The 16,493-nt window shown below is 69.6% G+C and carries 10 protein-coding genes; 6 read left to right on the top strand and 4 right to left on the bottom strand.

The features are described from left to right. The first annotated feature begins 11 nt into the window (after nucleotides 1–11). The 3 genes from ACMV5O_RS06850 (at nucleotide 12) to ACMV5O_RS06840 (ending at nucleotide 5,914) form a co-directional block, all read left to right on the top strand. Nucleotides 12–3,170, top strand: a complete 3,159-nt coding sequence (locus ACMV5O_RS06850) for an efflux RND transporter permease subunit (protein ID WP_416162802.1) — start codon at nucleotides 12–14, stop codon at nucleotides 3,168–3,170. Nucleotides 3,171–3,246: 76 nt separating this feature from the next. Further along, complete coding sequence (gene adeC / locus ACMV5O_RS06845; protein WP_416162927.1) at nucleotides 3,247–4,653, top strand: AdeC/AdeK/OprM family multidrug efflux complex outer membrane factor; 1,407 nt, start codon at nucleotides 3,247–3,249, stop codon at nucleotides 4,651–4,653. An 82-nt stretch (nucleotides 4,654–4,735) separates the two neighbouring features. Continuing rightward, nucleotides 4,736–5,914, top strand: coding sequence for a CobW family GTP-binding protein (locus tag ACMV5O_RS06840; protein WP_416162801.1), 1,179 nt, complete (start codon nucleotides 4,736–4,738; stop codon nucleotides 5,912–5,914). A 58-nt stretch (nucleotides 5,915–5,972) separates the two neighbouring features. Here the strand turns inward: ACMV5O_RS06840 and ACMV5O_RS06835 are convergent, their stop codons facing one another. Both ACMV5O_RS06835 and ACMV5O_RS06830 read right to left on the bottom strand, forming a co-directional pair. Beyond that, nucleotides 5,973–6,470 carry a hypothetical protein gene (locus tag ACMV5O_RS06835; RefSeq protein WP_416162800.1) on the bottom strand — a complete coding sequence of 166 codons (498 nt, stop codon included), beginning with the start codon at nucleotides 6,468–6,470 and terminating at the stop codon, nucleotides 5,973–5,975. 71 nt (nucleotides 6,471–6,541) lie between these two features. Next, nucleotides 6,542–7,018, bottom strand: coding sequence for a bacteriohemerythrin (locus ACMV5O_RS06830; RefSeq protein ID WP_324542741.1), 477 nt, complete (start codon nucleotides 7,016–7,018; stop codon nucleotides 6,542–6,544). 123 nt (nucleotides 7,019–7,141) lie between these two features. On the opposite strand from ACMV5O_RS06830, the gene ACMV5O_RS06825 reads away from it, so the two are divergent. The 3 genes from ACMV5O_RS06825 to ACMV5O_RS06815 all read left to right on the top strand — a co-directional run bounded on the left by ACMV5O_RS06825 (nucleotide 7,142) and on the right by ACMV5O_RS06815 (nucleotide 11,507). Continuing rightward, the gene (locus ACMV5O_RS06825; protein WP_416162799.1) at nucleotides 7,142–8,752 is read left to right on the top strand and encodes a DUF2868 domain-containing protein; all 1,611 of its coding nucleotides are present in this window, start codon (nucleotides 7,142–7,144) and stop codon (nucleotides 8,750–8,752) included. Beyond that, a complete protein-coding gene (locus tag ACMV5O_RS06820) occupies nucleotides 8,749–10,188 on the top strand; it encodes a GTPase/DUF3482 domain-containing protein (RefSeq protein WP_416162798.1) in 1,440 nt (479 codons plus the stop codon). Before ACMV5O_RS06825 ends, ACMV5O_RS06820 begins: the two co-directional genes overlap by 4 nt. Before the next feature lie 170 nt (nucleotides 10,189–10,358). Next, nucleotides 10,359–11,507 carry a Fic family protein gene (locus ACMV5O_RS06815; protein WP_416162797.1) on the top strand — a complete coding sequence of 383 codons (1,149 nt, stop codon included), beginning with the start codon at nucleotides 10,359–10,361 and terminating at the stop codon, nucleotides 11,505–11,507. Between the two features lie 20 nt (nucleotides 11,508–11,527). Here ACMV5O_RS06815 and ACMV5O_RS06810 read toward each other — a convergent pair whose 3' ends face one another. Together ACMV5O_RS06810 and nifJ are read right to left on the bottom strand one after the other, a co-directional pair. After that, nucleotides 11,528–12,553, bottom strand: coding sequence for a dihydroorotate dehydrogenase-like protein (locus ACMV5O_RS06810; protein WP_416162796.1), 1,026 nt, complete (start codon nucleotides 12,551–12,553; stop codon nucleotides 11,528–11,530). Further along, a complete protein-coding gene (nifJ, locus tag ACMV5O_RS06805) occupies nucleotides 12,546–16,214 on the bottom strand; it encodes a pyruvate:ferredoxin (flavodoxin) oxidoreductase (protein ID WP_416162795.1) in 3,669 nt (1,222 codons plus the stop codon). The genes ACMV5O_RS06810 and nifJ overlap by 8 nt, the downstream gene beginning before the upstream one ends. Between the last annotated feature and the right edge of the window lie 279 nt (nucleotides 16,215–16,493).

Here is a 16,493-nt window from a genome sequence, read left to right as displayed (position 1 = left end):
GGTAGGCGACCATGGCCCGTTTCTTCATCGACCGACCCATCTTCGCCTGGGTCATCGCCATCGTCATCATGCTGGCCGGCGCGCTGTCCATCCAGCAGTTGCCGGTGTCCCAGTATCCGTCGATCGCGCCGCCCGCGATCGTCATCAATGCCCGCTACCCCGGCGCCTCGGCCAAGGCGGTGGAAGACTCGGTGACGCAGATCATCGAGCAGAAGATGACCGGCCTCGACGGTCTGCTGTACATGAAGTCGACCAGCGATGCCTACGGCAACGCCTCGACCACGCTGACCTTCTCCGCCGACACCGACCCCGACATCGCCCAGGTGCAGGTACAGAACAAGATGCAGACGGCGCTGCCGCTGCTGCCCCAGCCGGTGCAGCAGCAGGGGGTGACGGTCGCCAAGTCGGCGATGAACTTCCTGATGGTGGTCGGCTTCGTGTCCGCCGATGGCTCGATGGACGGCACCGATCTGTCGGACTTCCTGGTGTCCTCGGTGCAGGATCCGCTGTCGCGCGTCGATGGCGTCGGCGAGGTGCAGGTGTTCGGCGCGCAGTACGCCATGCGCGTGTGGCTGGACCCGGCGAAGCTGACCAACTATCGGCTCACCCCGGGTGATGTGCGCCAGGCCCTGCAGGCGCAGAACACCGAGGTCTCGGCCGGCCAGCTCGGCGGCACCCCGGCGCTGCCCGGCCAGGGCTTCACCGCCACCATCACCGCGCAGAGCCGGCTGCAGACGGCCGAGCAGTTCGAAACCATCCTGCTGCGCAGCGGCGTGCAGGGTGGCGAGGTGCGGCTGAAGGACGTCGCCCGCATCGAGATCGGCGCCGAGAACTACGGCACCGTCGCCCGCTTCAACGGCCAGCCTGCCGCCGGCGTCGGCGTCCGCCTGGCCGCCGGCGCCAACGCGCTCGACACCGCGACCGCGGTGCGCGCCCGGCTCGACGAGATGCAGCGCTACTTCCCGGAAGGCGTCGAGTACGTCGTGCCCTACGACACCACGCCCTTCGTCAAGATCTCGATCCAGTCGGTGGTCATGACCCTGATCGAGGCGGTGGTGCTGGTCTTCCTGGTGATGTACCTGTTCCTGCAGAACTTCCGCGCCACGCTGATCCCCACCATGGCGATCCCGGTCGTGCTGCTCGGCACCTTCGGCCTGATGGCGGCCTTCGGCTTCTCGATCAACACCCTGACCATGTTCGGCATGGTGCTGGCGATCGGCCTGCTGGTGGATGACGCCATCGTGGTGGTCGAGAACGTCGAGCGCGTGATGACCGAGGAGGGCCTGCCGCCCAAGGAGGCCACCAAGCGCTCGATGGACCAGATCACCAGCGCGCTGATCGGCATCGGCCTGGTGCTGTCGGCGGTGTTCGTGCCGATGGCCTTCTTCGGCGGCTCGACCGGCGTCATCTATCGCCAGTTCTCGATCACCATCGTGTCGGCGATGGGGCTGTCGGTACTGGTGGCGATCGTGTTCACCCCGGCGCTGTGCGCCACCATGCTCAAACCGGTGGAAAAGGGCCACGAGCACGGCGAAGGCGGCCTGTTCGGCCGCTTCTTCCACTGGTTCAACACCAAGTTCCACAACGGCACCCAGCGCTACGAGCGCAGCGTGGGCGGCATCCTCAAGCGCAGCGTGCGCTTCCTCGCCATCTACCTCGCCATCGTCGCGGTGCTCGGCCTGCTCTTCGTGCGCATGCCGACCTCCTTCCTGCCCGAGGAAGACCAGGGCGTGATGTTCAACCAGGTCATGCTGCCGGCCGGGGCGACCCAGGAGCGCACGCTCGAGGTGCTGAAGAAGGTCGAGGATCACTTCCTCGACAACGAGAAGGACACCGTGCGCGCCATCTTCACCGTGGCGGGCTTTTCCTTCGGCGGCAGCGGCCAGCACATGGGCATCGGCTTCGTGAACCTCAAGCACTGGGACGAGCGCAAGGCGCCGGGCATGGACGTGAAGTCGGTGGCCGGGCGCGCGATGGGCGCGTTCTCGCAGATCCGCGAGGCGATGGTGTTCGCCTTCGTGCCGCCGGCGGTGATCGAGCTCGGCACCTCGGGCGGCTTCACCGTGCAGATGCAGGACCGCTCCGGCCTCGGCCACGACGCGCTGGTGGCCGCGCGCAACCAGTTCCTCGGCATGGCAGCGCAGGATCCGCGCCTCGTCGGCGTGCGTCCGAACGGCCAGGAGGACATGCCCGAGCTCAAGCTCGACATCGACTACGCCAAGGCGGGCGCCCTCGGGCTGTCGGTCGCCGACATCAACGACACCCTGGCGACGGCCTGGGGCGGCAGCTACATCAACGACTTCCTCGACCGCGGCCGCATCAAGAAGGTGTACCTGCAGGGGGACGCGCATGCGCGCATGACCCCCGAGGATCTCGACAAGTGGTTCGTGCGCAACCGCGGCGGCGAGATGGTGCCGTTCTCGGCCTTCGCCACCTCGCACTGGACTTATGGCTCGCCGCGCCTGGAGCGCTTCAACGGCCAGCCCTCGATGGAGATCCTCGGCCAGGCGGCCCCCGGGCTGTCGTCGGGCGAGGCGATGCAGGCGGTGGAGGAGATCATGGCCAAGCTGCCGCCGGGTATCGGCTACGACTGGTCCGGCACCTCCTACGAGGAGCGTCGCTCGGGCTCGCAGGCGCCGGCGCTGTACGCGCTGTCGCTGCTGGTGGTGTTCCTGTGCCTGGCGGCCTTGTACGAGAGCTGGTCGGTGCCCTTCGCGGTGATGCTGGTGGTGCCGCTCGGCGTGCTCGGCGCGCTGCTCGCCGCCACCGGGCGCGGGCTGTCGAACGACGTGTACTTCCAGGTCGGCCTGCTCGCCACCATCGGCCTGTCGTCGAAGAACGCGATCCTGATCGTGGAGTTCGCCAAGGCGCAGATGGAAGAGCAGGGCAAGGACCTGGTGGCGGCGACGCTCGAGGCGGTGCGCATGCGTCTGCGCCCGATCATCATGACCTCGCTCGCCTTCGGCTTCGGCGTGCTGCCGCTGGCGATCGCCACCGGCGCCGGCGCCGGCAGCCAGAACGCGATCGGCACCGGCGTGCTCGGCGGCACCATCGCCGCGACCGTGCTCGGCCTGTTCTTCGTGCCGCTGTTCTACGTCGTGATCAAGCGCGTTTTCCCGGACAAGGCCAGGGACGAGGCCGTCGCGCCGGCTGTCCAGGAGGGACGTTGACATGAGTACCTACCCCGCAAACTCCGCTGCGCCGGCAGCGGCATCCGGCGCCATGGCGGCGGCCGGCCGCGCCCGCATGCCGCTGCGCAGCCTGGTGGTGGCGCTGGCCGCCACCACGCTGGGCGCGTGCACGACGCTGATCCCGGCTTTCGAGCGCCCCGCGGCGCCGGTGCCGGCGAGCTTTCCGCTGGCCCAGCCGAGCGAAGCCTCGGCCGTGGCGCCGCTGGCCGACACCATCGCCTGGCGCGATTACTTCGCCGACGAACGCCTGCGCGAAGTGATCGCGCTCGCGCTCGACAACAACCGCGACCTGCGCATTGCCGCCCTCAACATCGAGCGTGCGCGCGCCCAGTACGGCATCCAGCGTGCCGACCTGCTGCCCTCGATCGCGGTCAGCGGCGGGCAGAGCGCGCAGCGCGTGCCGGGCGATCTGAGCATGAGCGGCGACTCGACCGTCAGCCGCCAGTACTCGGCCAACCTCGGCTTCGCCGCCTACGAGCTCGACTTCTTCGGCCGCGTGCGCAGCCTGGAGGAGCAGGCGCTGCAGAGCTACCTCGGTACCCAGGAGGCCCGCCGCAGCGCGCAGATCAGCCTGGTCGCCGAGGTTGCCAATGCCTGGCTGCGCCTGGCCGCGGACCGCGAGCGCCTGGCGCTGGCGCGCAGCACGCTGGAAACGCGCCAGCAGTCGGTCGAACTGGTTCGCCGCAGCCTGGAGCTCGGCGCGGTGTCGGCGCTCGATCTCAATCAGGCCGAGACCCTGCGGCAGACCGCGCGCGCCGACGTGGCACGCTACACCGCGCTGGTGGCGCAGGCCGAGAACGCGCTGGCCCTGGTGGTGGGCGCGGCCGTGCCGGCGGCGTGGCTGCCGCAGTCGCTCAACGAGGTCGTGGCCGCGGTGCCCGAGCTGCCCGCCGGCCTGCCGTCCGAGGTGCTCACCCGCCGGCCCGACATCCTGCAGGCCGAGCGTGCGCTGATGGCGGCCAATGCCAGCATCGGTGCGGCGCGCGCGGCCTTCTTCCCGCGCATCACGCTTACCGCGACGGCCGGCACGGCGAGCAGCACCCTCGATGGCCTGTTCGATGGCGGCTCGGGGGCCTGGAGCTTCGTACCGCAGCTGCGCCTGCCGATCTTCGAGGCCGGGCGTCTGCAGGCCAGCCTGGACCTCGCCGAGATCCAGCGGGATATCAACGTCGCGCAATACGAAAAGGCCGTCCAGGCGGCCTTCCGCGAGGTGGCCGACGCCCTCGCGGAACGGTCCACGCTCACCGAGCAGCTCGACGCCCGCCGCGCGCTGCTGCAGGCGACCGAGAAGAGCTTCGAGCTCTCCGAGGCGCGTTACCGCGGCGGGGTGGATAGCTATCTGACCCTGCTCGATGCGCAGCGCAGCCTGTATGGCGCCCAGATGGAGCTGATCGGCACGCGCCAGAGCGACGCCAATAACCGCGTGGCGTTGTACAAGGCGCTCGGCGGCGGCTGGCAGTAAGCCGACAGGCGACGCGGGCGATGGGCCGGCGCGTGGTCCGCGTCGCCCGTCGGGTGGGTGCGGCGCGCTACACTTCGCCCTCATGAATCCTGACGCCTCACCCTTGCCCGCCGCCGATCGCCGCATCCCGGTGACCCTGCTCACCGGTTTCCTCGGCGCGGGCAAGACCACGCTGCTCAACCACCTGCTGCGCCAGCCCCAGCTGGCGCACTGTGCCGTGCTGATCAACGAGTTCGGCGAAGTCGGCGTCGATCATCACCTGGTGGAAAAGGTCGATGAGAGCCTGGTGGTGCTCGATTCCGGCTGCATCTGCTGCAGCGTGCAGGGCGACCTCGTGCGCGCGCTGAAGGGGCTCTTCATGCGGGCCTTGCGACGCGAGCTCAAGGGCCTGCGCCGGGTGTTGATCGAGACCACCGGCCTGGCCGACCCCGCGCCGGTCATCCACACGCTGATGGCCGAGCCCTTCCTCTGCGAGCGTTTCCGCATCGATGGCGTCGTCACCGCGGTCGATGCCACCCACGCGCTCGACCAGCTCGCGCGCCAGCACGAGGCGGTCCGCCAGGTCGCCATGGCCGACCGCCTGCTGCTGACCAAGTGCGACCTCGCCGAGCCGGCAGCGCGCGCGGCGGTGTCGGCGCGCATCGCCCAGCTCAACCCGGGCGCGCGTCAGGTGGAGGTGTGCGCAGGGCAGCTCGCCCCGGACGAGATCTTCGGCTGCGGGCTGTACGATGCGGCCGGCAAGCAGCCCGATGTGGCGGCCTGGCTGGGCGAGGAAGCCTTGCGCGCGGCGCGCCAGCGGGCGGCCGCGGCATCGGCCTGGCGCAAGCCCGGCAGCAGCGGTGGGCGCAAGGCAGGCGCGGGCAACCCGATCGTGGCGGGGGCAGGGGCGGAGGCTTCGCAGCCGACCACGACCGAGCGTGCGCGCCATGATGCCGAGGTGCACAGCTTCGTGCTGACGTTTGACGCGCCCCTGCCCTGGTACGAGTTCTCGGATGCGCTCGCGCTGCTGCTGCAGCTCCATGGCGCGCGCGTGCTGCGCATCAAGGGGCTGTTGAATGTCGAGGGCGATCCCTTGCCGCGCGTGCTGCAATGTGTCCAGCACAGCGTGTACTCGAGCACCAGCCTGCCGGCATGGCCGACCGAGCCGCCCTACGACGACCGCCGCAGCCGGCTGGTGTTCATCGTGCGGGCCTTGCCGGCCGAGGACGTCATCACCCTGCTGAGCAGCCTGATCGGCCAGCCGGCACACGTGTCGTCCTAGTGGAGGACGCCGGCCTGGTGCGGGACGCCGGCTTGGTGCGCGCCCCGCCTGGCGGGCTTCAGTCGCAGCTTGCCTTGCACTCGCCGCTGCTGCAGTCCGCCACGCTCACCGTGCATTTCTCCCGGCTGCGGTAGACCAGGCGGTGGTCGCCCTCGTAGTCGCAGATCAGGCGCGTGAGCCCGTTCCTGCTCTCGACGCCCATGCGCAGCGCCTTCGCCGCGCGAATCTGTTCCGGCGTCACGTTGCATGACAGGTAGCCGCTGAAGGCGCCGTCAGCCGACTCCCACAGGGCGGTGTTCTTGGCTTCCTTGTAGTTCTCGAAGTTCGCGCAGGTGAGCACGTCCCGTCCATACAGGCGGGCGTTGTCGCCGCAGAAGCCCATGTAGGTGTACTTGAGCTCCTGATCGGTCGGACAGGCGGCCACCTGCACCGCGGCCGTGAGGGCGGGGCAGGTGTGGCTGTCGGCCTGTGCCGGCGCGGCGAACAGGCTGGCAAGCAGGCCGACGACAAGAAAGGATCGAATGACGGCGGGCAGGGGCAGGGTGATTGTCGACATCGTGTGCTCTCGGAGTCTGGAGGTGTGCGGCAGGGCGCGTGGAGCGCGATCAAATGAAGGAGGGCGGTGGGCTACCAGAACTTCCACCACCACTTGCGCTTCTTCATCGCGTCCTCGACGTGATCGGACCACTTGCTGGCACCGCCGGCCTCGAGGAAGTAGGCGCCGAAGCGCTTGTCGGCCTCGTTGATGTGGCGCGTGAGCCAGACCTTGAGGAAGTGCAGCAGCTCGAAGGTGATCGTGGCCTGGCCGGAGTCGAGCTTTGCCTGCAGGGCCTGGACCTGGCCGATCAGGTCTTCGTGGTTCTGCTTGTGGGCCTCGAAGTCGGGGTAGTTCGACACCCGCATCAGGCTTTCCTCGACCGCGAAGTGGGTGCGGGTGTAGTCGGCGAGCTTGTCGAGGATCTCGCGCGAGGTGGCCGAGCCGTGGTGCTCCTGGATGGCGACGTGGAGCTGGTTGAGCAGATCGACCAGCTCCTTGTGCTGCTCGTCGATCTCCTGCAGGCCGACACTGAACTCATCGGACCAGTGAAAGAGGTCAGTCGTCATGATGATGTGAGGATGTGATCGAAGGCTCAAGGCTAAACGGTTCTGGCGCAATGGGATTGACGGGGATCAATCTGCAGGCGCTTGTCTGCGCTCATGCGCTGCGCAGCGGCGGGTGTCGTTGCTATGCTTGAGGCCGTGCCCAACCACCGCGCCGACCCCTTGACCTCACCCGCTGCCCCGACTCCGCGGCTGTCCGCGCTCGAAACCCGCTGGGTCGCCGAACTGGTGCGACGCCATGAGGAACACCGTGGCGTGCTCGACGACGCGCGCATCCATGCCGAGGCGCGCGCGCTCGGTGGCGATCTCGAGGCCCGCGTGTTGCACCGGGCTGCGGCGCTGGGTGCGCGCGAGGGCTGGTGTGAGGCGGTGCTGCGCTGGCATGGACGTGCCCGCCTGCTGTTCTTCCTTGCCTTCGGTCTCGCCCTGGTGCTCGGTTTCGGCGCCGCCGCCGGGGTGCTCGGTGACGGCACGCGGCCGGTGAACGTGGTGTGGACGCTTGGCGGCCTGCTCGGGGTGCATGGATTGAGCCTGCTGCTGTGGCTCGCCAGCATCGGCGTGCAGGGGCGAATGCGGGGCGGCCTGCAACAGGGCGGCGTGCTGGGCCGCGTCTGGCTGCGTGTGGTCGGCGTGCTCGATCGCGGCGCGGCCGCGGCCGACCTGCCGGCGGCACTCGCTGGCCTGCTCGGGCGCGGGCGGCTGGCGGCCTGGGGCGTGGGGGCGGTCAACCATGCGCTGTGGTTCGCTGCCCTGCTCGGCGCCACGCTGGGCGTGCTCGCCCTGCTCGCCACCCGGCGCTACGGCTTCATCTGGGAGACCACCATCCTGCCAGCGGACAGCTTCGTTTCGCTCAGCACGGCGCTCGGTGCGCTGCCCGGCATGCTCGGCTTTCCGGTGCCGGACGCGGCGACCGTGGCGGCGAGCGGCGACGCGCCGATGGAGGCCGAAGCCGGTCGGCGCGCCTGGGCAGGCTGGCTGGTGGGGGCAGTGGTGGTCTATGGCGTGCTGCCACGGCTCGTGCTGGTGCTGACATGCTGGCTGCTGTGGCGGCGCGGCACGCGCGGCCTGGCGCTCGAGCTGTCGCGCCCGGGGTACGCGCGCCTGCGCCCGCTGCTGATGCCCGACAGCGAACGCATCGGCGTGCATGACCCCGAGCGGGCAACGCTGCAAGGGCCGCGACGCCAGGCCAATGTGGTGCGCGGCGAGGGGGGCGCGGTGGCGGTGGCGCTCGAACTCGGCGACGATCTGCCGTGGCCGGGGGTCCTCTGTGCGCCGGCTCCCAATGGGCAGGCCGCGGCCGATCTGGCGGCGCCTCCCTCCTGGCAGGATGGTGGCCGGCTCGACAGCCGCGAAGAGCGTCGCGCCGCGCGCGAACGCTTCGCCCGCCAGCCGCCGCCGCGCCTGCTGGTGGCGGTCGATGCACGCCAGACGCCCGATCGCGGCAGCCTCGGCTTGATCGCCGAATTGGCCGATCACGCGCAATCGATCCGCGTGTGGTTGGCCGGTGTCGACGCAAGCGAGGTTGGCGCCGCGGCGGGCAAGGCCGAGGGGCGCGCCGCGCCGGCACCGGCGGCGCGGCTGCGCCAGTGGCGTGAGGGTCTGGCCGGGATGGGTCTCAGCGCAGCAAGTGCAGATAGCGCCGGCCAGGGCGCCGCCCCCGCCGGCGCAGCGGAGGCGGCCGTGGTGGTGGATGCCGCGGCCGCGCGCGCCTGGCTGGAACACGGAGACGAAGCGTGACGGACGACATCCTGCGGTTGGCCGTGGTCGGCCATACCAACACCGGCAAGACCTCGCTGCTGCGCACGCTGGCGCGCGATGTCGGCTTTGGCGAGGTTTCCGATTCGGCCGGCACCACCCGTCATGTCGAGGGGCTGCGCCTGATGGCCGACGGCGTGCCGGCGGTGGAGCTGTTCGACACCCCGGGCATGGAGGACGCGATCGCGCTGCTCGAGTTCATCGACGGCCTGGTCACGCCCGCCGAGCGCATCGACGGTCCCGAGCGCGTGGCGCGCTTCCTCGCCCGCGACGAGGCCGCCGGTCGCTTCGAGCAGGAGGCCAAGGTGTTGCGCCAGATGCTGGCGAGCGATGCGGCGCTGTACGTGATCGATGCGCGCGACCCGGTGCTGCCCAAGCACCGCGACGAGCTCGAACTGCTCGCCGCCTGCGCCCGCCCGCTGCTGCCGGTGCTCAACTTTGTCGCCGCGCCCACGGCCCGGGTGGATGACTGGCGCGCCGCGCTCGCCCGCCTCGGCCTGCACGCGGTGGTGAGCTTCGACACCGTGACGCCGCCGCTCGATGGCGAGCGCGAGCTGTTCGACACCCTGGCCACCCTGATCCACGCTCACCGCGCCCGCCTGCAGGCGCTGATCGATGCCCGCGCGCGCGAGTCCGACGCCCGCCGCGAGGCTGCCCGCCGGCTGGTCGCCGAGCTGCTGGTCGAGCTGGCGGCGCTGCGCGACCGTCTCGACGAAGCTGCCGACGCCGACAGCGACGCGGTGTTGCAGGCCGCCGTTGCCCGCCTGCGCGAGGACGTGCGCCGGCGCGAGCAGGCCTGCGTCGATGCGCTGCTGCGCCTGTACCGCTTCCGCCCCGACGACGCGCGCATGGACGCGCTGCCGCTCACCGACGGGCGCTGGGACGACGACCTCTTCAACCCCGAGACCCTGCGCCAGATGGGCGTGCGCCTGGGCACCGGCGCCGCCGCGGGCGCGGCCGCTGGCCTGGGCGTGGACCTGATGGTTGGCGGCCTGACGCTGGGCGCGGCGGCCGCGCTCGGCGCCATTGCCGGCGGGCTGTGGCAGACCTTCGGCCACTACGGCGAACGCATCGCCGCCAAGCTGCGCGGGCATCGCGAGCTCACCGTGGACGACGCCATCCTGCGCATCGTCGCCCTGCGCCAGCGCGAACTGCTGGCGGCGCTGGAAGGCCGCGGCCATGCCGCGATGACGCCGATCGAAGTGGGTGGCGGCAGCGCAGGAGGCGCCGGAGGCGCTGGCGTGGGAGACAGCCGCCTGCCCATGCCCGAGATGGCAGACCCTGCAACCCGTCAGTGGCGCAGCGGGGCGCTGCCTGCCGCGCTGGCGCGTGCGCGCGCCCATCCGGAGTGGGCGCGGGATGAGGGCGACGACGACAAGGATGCAGCGGTCGCCGAGCTCGCTGGAGCACTCGGCTGAAAGGGGGCGTTTCGCCCTTCAGGTCGCGGTGCTCCGCGGGCCGACCAGGAACTGCGCAGCCGCGGTGACAGTGAAATGCCGGGGCGTGCCACGTTAAAGCCTTCTTTCATTGGTCTCATTTACAGTAAAGAATGCTTTAATACGACTCTGGAAACTAAAGTACGCTTTCAATGAGCCGCAGCACAGGCGCTTACGCCATCACGAGCACACTCGGGGAAGCGGTCCGGGCGTTCGTCCCTTACCCGCTCCCACCCGCCGATCCTCCGCTCGCAGCGGAGCGCTTCGTCGATCTCAACCGTCAGGCCGAGTTGGCGCTGGCGCGACTGGCGGGGGTTGCCGGGCTCGTGCCATCGGTGGACTGGTTGCTCTACAGCGCGATCCGGAAGGAGGCGCTGCTGACCTCACAGATCGAGGGCACTCAAGCCACACTGACCGACCTGTTCGACGATGAGGCGGGCTTGAAGGTGAGCAACACCGAAGACGTGGAGGAGGTGACGAACTACCTCCGCGCCTTTCGCTGGGTGCAGGCGCAACTGCGCGACCCCCAGGGGCTGCCGGTCAGCGTCCGGCTGCTGTGCGCGGCCCACCGCCATCTGCTTGACGGCGCACGGGGTTCCGGCAAGCAGCCGGGTGAGTTGCGCCGGTCACAGAACTGGATCGGCGGGACGCGGCCGGGCAACGCCGTCTTCGTGCCGCCCCCGCCCGAGCGGGTGGCCGATCTGCTTGCAGCGCTGGAGCGCTTCATCCATGACCCGGCCCCCGGCTTGCCAGCGCTGGTGAAGGTGGCGCTGATCCACGCCCAGTTCGAGACCATCCACCCCTTTCTCGACGGCAACGGACGTATCGGCCGCTTGCTGATCGCGGCCCTGTTCGAGCACTGGGGGCTGCTGCAAGAACCGCTGATGTATCTCAGTGGCTACCTCAAGCAGCACCAGGCCGAGTATTACCGGCGCCTTTCGCTCATCCGCGGCGAGGGCGACTGGGAGGGCTGGGTATCCTTCTTTCTGGAGGCGGTGGTCGCCGCAGCCGCCGAGGCCGAGCGCAACATCATCGCCGTAGCCAGCCTGATTACGGCCGACCGACGGTGCTTGTTGCAGTCGCCCAAGGCCGGTCCGGCCAGCTATCGGCTTTTCGAGATGCTGCCGATGATGCCGCGCTTCACGGTGGAGCATGCGCGCCAGCGTCTCGAGACCACCTTCCCGACCGCCAGCGCCGCCATACAGGTACTGGAGGCGCTGGGGATCCTCAGCGAACTGACCGGCCAGAAGAAGAACCGGGTCTACAGCTATCGGGCATATGTCGAGTTGCTGAGCCGCTAAGCGCCCTCAGTACCGCGTCCTCAGTACCGCACCGCCGGCGGCGGTGTGAACGAGTCGATGGCGTTGAGGTAGGCCGCACGCGCGAAGGCGCTCGGATCGGCGAACTTGCGCGAGCTCATCGAGCCCTTCAGCTGCGCCACCGACGCGTACTCGCGCTCGCTCATCCAGCGCGTCATCCCCGCCAGCACCTCGGTGATGGCCTGCGGGCCGTTCTTCAGCACCGCGCTCGCCATGTGCACCACGTCGGCGCCGGCGAGCAGCATCTTGAGCGCGTCCTCCGCCCGATGCACGCCCCCGGTGGCGGCCAGGCTCAGGCCGGTGTGGCCGTGCAGCAGCGCGATCCAGCGCATGGTCAGCAGGCCGTCGGCGGAGGTGGACAACTGCACACGGTCGACCACCTTCAGGCTGTCGAGGTCGATGTCGGGCTGGAAGAAGCGGTTGAACAGCGACACGCCGGCGCCGCCCGCGCCTTCGATGCGGGCAACGAAGTTGGGCAGCGCCGAGAAGAAAGGCGACAGCTTCATCGTCACCGGAATGCTCACCACCGTCTTCAGTTCGCGCAGCAGCGCGAGGTAGCGCTCCTCCAGCTCGTCGCCGCAGAAGCTCGGGTCGCCCGCCATGTACCAGGCATTGAGCTCGAGCGCATCGGCGCCGGCGGCCTGCATCTCGCGGCCGAGCTCGACCCAACCCGACAGCGAGCTGCCGTTGAGGCTGGCGATCACCGGGATCGACAGCCGCGCCTTCAGCGTTTCGATCTGCTCGAGGTAGGCGTCGAGCTTGCTCTGGTAGCCGGCCTTCGCGGGAAGGTGGCCGGCGGCCTCGCCGAAGGTGTCGGGATGGATCAGGAAGCGGTCCAGCATGCGCTCGTCGTTGACCACATCCTCCTCGAACAGCGAGTGCATGACGATCGCCGCCGCGCCGGCATCTTCCAGGCGCAGCACCGGGTCGAGCGTACGGCTGAGCGGGGTGGACGAGGGCACGATCGGGTTCTTCAGCGCCAGGCCGAGGTAGGTGGTGCGCAGGTCGGGGGCGTTCAGGTCAGCCATTTTGCGTGTCTCCGGTGCGGGCGGCGGCTTGCGGGGCTGCGTCCTCCTTCGCGGCGCCGTCCGCGGGCGCGGCTTCATCCACGCCGGGCAGCGCGGCCAGCTCCGTGTACTCATGGTGGCGATGGCGGGCGTGGCGCTCGGCCTCGTCGAGGAAGCGGGTCGAGGCCTCGGGGTTCTGCCGCTCCAGCACGGTGAAGCGGGCCTCGTTACGGGCGAAGTCGCGATAGGGCACGCTCGGCGCCGCGCTGTCGACTGACAGCGGGTTGCGGCCCTGCGCGCGCAGCCGCGGGTCGTAGCGCAGCAGCGGCCAGTGGCCGGACTTCACCGCCAGATCCTGCTGGCGAAGGTTGAAGGACATGTCCACGCCGTGGGCGATGCAGGGGCTGTAGGCGATGATGATCGACACCCCCGGGTAGCTCTCGGCGTCGAGGAAGGCCTTCAGCGTATGCACGTCCTTGGCGCCGTAGGCCACCTTGGCGACGAAGACGTTCTCGTAGTCCATCGCGATCTTCGCCAGGTCCTTCTTGTGCGAGGGCTTGCCGCCAGCGGCGAACTTGGCCACCGCACCCATCGGCGTGGCCTTGGAGTTCTGCCCGCCGGTATTGGAATACACCTCTGTGTCGAGCACCAGGATGTTCACGTCCTCGCCCGAGGCCAGCACATGGTCCAGGCCGCCGAAGCCGATGTCGTAGGCCCAGCCGTCGCCACCGATGATCCAGACGCTGCGCCGGATCAGGTATTCGGCGAGCGCGTCGAGCTGGCGCGCGGCGGCGGTGTCGATCGCGGCGAGCTTCTGCTTGAGCAGGGCGACGCGTTCGCGTTGCTCGTGGATTCCGGCCTCCGAATGCTGGTCGGCAGCGAGCAGCGTCGCGACGAGCTCTTCACCGAGCTGCGCGCCGTGCATGGTCGCCAGCGCCTGCAGCTGCGTGCGCGCGGCAGCGGCGAGCTGGTCGGTGGCGAGGCGCATGCCGAGGCCGAATTCGGCGTTGTCCTCGAACAGCGAGTTGTTCCACGCCGGGCCGCGGCCGTCGGCGTCGGTGCAGTAGGGCGTGGTCGGCAGGTTGCCGCCATAGATCGACGAGCAGCCGGTGGCGTTGGCCACCAGCATGCGGTCGCCGAAGAGCTGGGTGGCCAGGCGGATGTAGGGCGTCTCGCCGCAGCCCACGCAGGCGCCGGAGAACTCGAACAGCGGCTGCAGCAGCATCGAGCCGGGGATCGTGCTGCGCTTGGCGTCGCGACGGGCGAGATCGGGCAGCTTCAGGAAATAGTCCCAGTTCTCGGCTTCCTGCGCGCGCAGCGGCGGCTGCGGTGCCATGTTGAGCGCCTTGTGCGACACGTTGGACTTGTCGCGGATCGGGCACACATCCACGCACAGCGTGCACCCGGTGCAATCCTCGGGCGCCACCTGGTAGCTCATGTGGGTGCCGGGGGCGTAGTCCTTGCTGCGCGCGGGAACGTGCTTGAACGCGGCCGGCGCATCGGCGACGCGCTCGGCAGGGAAGACCTTGGCGCGGATCGCCGAGTGCGGGCACACGAACACGCACTTGCCGCACTGGGTGCACAGTTTCTCGTCCCACACCGGGATCTCGAGCGCGAGGTTGCGCTTCTCGTGGCGCGCGGTGCCGGTGGGCCAGGTGCCGTCGACCGGCAGCAGCGACACCGGCAGGGCGTCGCCCTTGCCCTGAATGAGCGGGATGGTGACGCGGCGGGTGAAGGCGTCGAGGCCGGTGTCGGCGATCGGCGCTGCGCCGGTCGCGGCGTCGAGCGCGGCCAGCGTCTCGGGCACCGCCACCCGCTGCAGCGCGGCCACGGTGGCGTCGATGGCGCGGTAGTTCTGCTCGGCGATGCGCCGGCCCTTGCGGCCGTAGGTCTTCTCGACCGCGCGCTTGATTGCGGCGATTGCCTGGCCCTGCGGCAGGATGCCCGAGATGGCGAAGAAGCAGGTCTGCATCACGGTGTTGATGCGCCGCCCCATGCCGGCCTCGAGCGCGACCCGGTAGGCGTCGATGACCCAGAAGCTGATCTTCTTGGCGACCATGGTGCGCTGCATCGCCGCCGGCAGCGTCGCCCACACCTTGTCGGCCGGCTCGCTGGCATTGAGCAGGAATACCGCGCTTGGCGCAGCGTGGGCGAGCACGTCGTGCTGCTCGATGAAGAGCGGCTGGTGACAGGCGACGAACTTGGCGTCGCCCGCGCCGGTGAGGTAGGCCGAGCGGATCGGCTGCGGGCCGAAGCGCAGGTGCGACACCGTCATCGCGCCGGACTTCTTCGAGTCATAGACGAAATAGCCCTGGGCGAAGAGCGCGGTCTCGTCGCCGATGATCTTGATCGAATTCTTGTTGGCCGACACCGTGCCGTCCGAACCCAGGCCGTAGAACACCGCGGCGAAGGCGCTAGCGGCGGCGTCGGTGCGGAAGGCGGCGTCCCAGGGCAGCGACAGGCCGCTGACGTCGTCCTCGATGCCGATCGTGAAGCGGCGGCGCGGCCGGGCCTGCTGCAGCTCGGCAAAGATCGCGCACACCATGGCCGGGTTGAACTCCTTGGAGCCCAGGCCGTAGCGCCCGCCGATCACCCGGGGCATCGCGGCAAAGCGCGGCGACTCGCCCGCCTGGTCCTCGGCGAGCGCCACCATCACGTCCTTGAACAGCGGCTCGCCGTCGGCGCCCGGTTCCTTGCAGCGGTCGAGCACCGCCAGGCTGCGCACGCTTTGCGGCAGCGCGGCGAGCAGGGCAGCGGGTGCGAACGGGCGGAACAGGCGCACCTTGAGCAGCCCGACCTTGTCGCCGCGGGCGGTGAGATGGGCGACGGTTTCTTCCACCGTGTCCGCGCCCGAACCCATGATCAGGATCACACGCTCGGCATCCGGCGCGCCGACGTAGTCGAAGAGCTGGTAGCGGCGGCCGGTGAGCGCGGCGAATTCATCCATCGCCTGCTGCACCACGGCGGGGAAGGCGTCGAACCACGGGTTCTGCGCCTCGCGGGCCTGGAAGAACACGTCCGGGTTCTGCGAGGTGCCGCGGATCACCGGGTGCTCGGGCGACAGCGCGCGCGTGCGCTGGGCGCTGACACGGTCGTCCGGCAGCAGCGCGTGCAGGACCTCGTCCGGGATGAAGTCGATCTTCGACACCTCGTGCGAGGTGCGAAAGCCATCGAAGAAGTGCAGCACCGGCACCCGCCCGGCGAGCGTGGCCGCGCTGGCGATGGCGGCAAAGTCGTGCGCCTCCTGCACCGAGTTCGAGGCCAGCAGCGCGAAGCCGGTGGCGCGGGTCGACATCACGTCCGAGTGGTCGCCGAAGATCGACAGCGCATGGGTGGCGAGCGCGCGCGCGGCGACATGGAAGACCGTCGGCGTGAGCTCGCCGGCGATCTTGTACATGTTCGGGATCATCAGCAGCAGGCCCTGCGAGGCGGTGAAGGTGGTCGCCAGCGCGCCCGCCTGCAGCGCGCCATGGACCGCGCCAGCGGCGCCGCCTTCGGACTGCATCTCGATCACCCGCGGCACGCTGCCCCACAGGTTGCACTTGCCCGCGGCGGCCCATTCGTCGGCCAACTCGCCCATGTTGGAGGAGGGCGTGATGGGGTAGATCGCGATCACTTCGGATGCGCGGAAGGCAACGGAGGCGGCGGCCTCGTTGCCGTCGATGGTGATCATCGGCTTCATGCGGGTGCTCCTGTCATCGTGCGCCGGCGAGGCGGTGCACGTCGAATGGCGAGTCCTCACCATACGGAGACCTTGCGGTGCAGCATTTGACATTTGTCATGGAATTCATCCATGAAAAAAATCGATTCAGGGTCGCGAGCCGCGCTCGCTCATGCGTGCCGCTTGGGGTGGCACGCCAGGGCGTGGAATACAGCCCGCGTTCGAGCGTTGTCCCTGAGAGGGCCGCTGAACGAGGTCCCACGCACGGAGAACGATCATGAGTCTTTATAGTTCAGCCGC

This window comes from Thauera sp. WH-1 (genome assembly GCF_047806685.1).
Lineage (GTDB): Bacteria > Pseudomonadota > Gammaproteobacteria > Burkholderiales > Rhodocyclaceae > Thauera.
The sequence above is the reverse complement of the archived record's forward strand: the minus strand, read 5'-3'. Positions and strand labels throughout refer to the sequence as shown.

Bases quoted from the DNA above. Each gene is read 5' to 3' on its own strand.
- ACMV5O_RS06850 (WP_416162802.1), top strand. From the start codon at position 12: ATGGCCCGTTTCTTCATCGACCGACCCATCTTCGCCTGGGTCATCGCC.
- adeC (WP_416162927.1), top strand. From the start codon at position 3,247: ATGCCGCTGCGCAGCCTGGTGGTGGCGCTGGCCGCCACCACGCTGGGC.
- ACMV5O_RS06840 (WP_416162801.1), top strand. From the start codon at position 4,736: ATGAATCCTGACGCCTCACCCTTGCCCGCCGCCGATCGCCGCATCCCG.
- ACMV5O_RS06835 (WP_416162800.1), bottom strand. From the start codon at position 6,470: ATGTCGACAATCACCCTGCCCCTGCCCGCCGTCATTCGATCCTTTCTT.
- ACMV5O_RS06830 (WP_324542741.1), bottom strand. From the start codon at position 7,018: ATGACGACTGACCTCTTTCACTGGTCCGATGAGTTCAGTGTCGGCCTG.
- ACMV5O_RS06825 (WP_416162799.1), top strand. From the start codon at position 7,142: ATGCTTGAGGCCGTGCCCAACCACCGCGCCGACCCCTTGACCTCACCC.
- ACMV5O_RS06815 (WP_416162797.1), top strand. From the start codon at position 10,359: ATGAGCCGCAGCACAGGCGCTTACGCCATCACGAGCACACTCGGGGAA.
- ACMV5O_RS06810 (WP_416162796.1), bottom strand. From the start codon at position 12,553: ATGGCTGACCTGAACGCCCCCGACCTGCGCACCACCTACCTCGGCCTG.
- nifJ (WP_416162795.1), bottom strand. From the start codon at position 16,214: ATGAAGCCGATGATCACCATCGACGGCAACGAGGCCGCCGCCTCCGTT.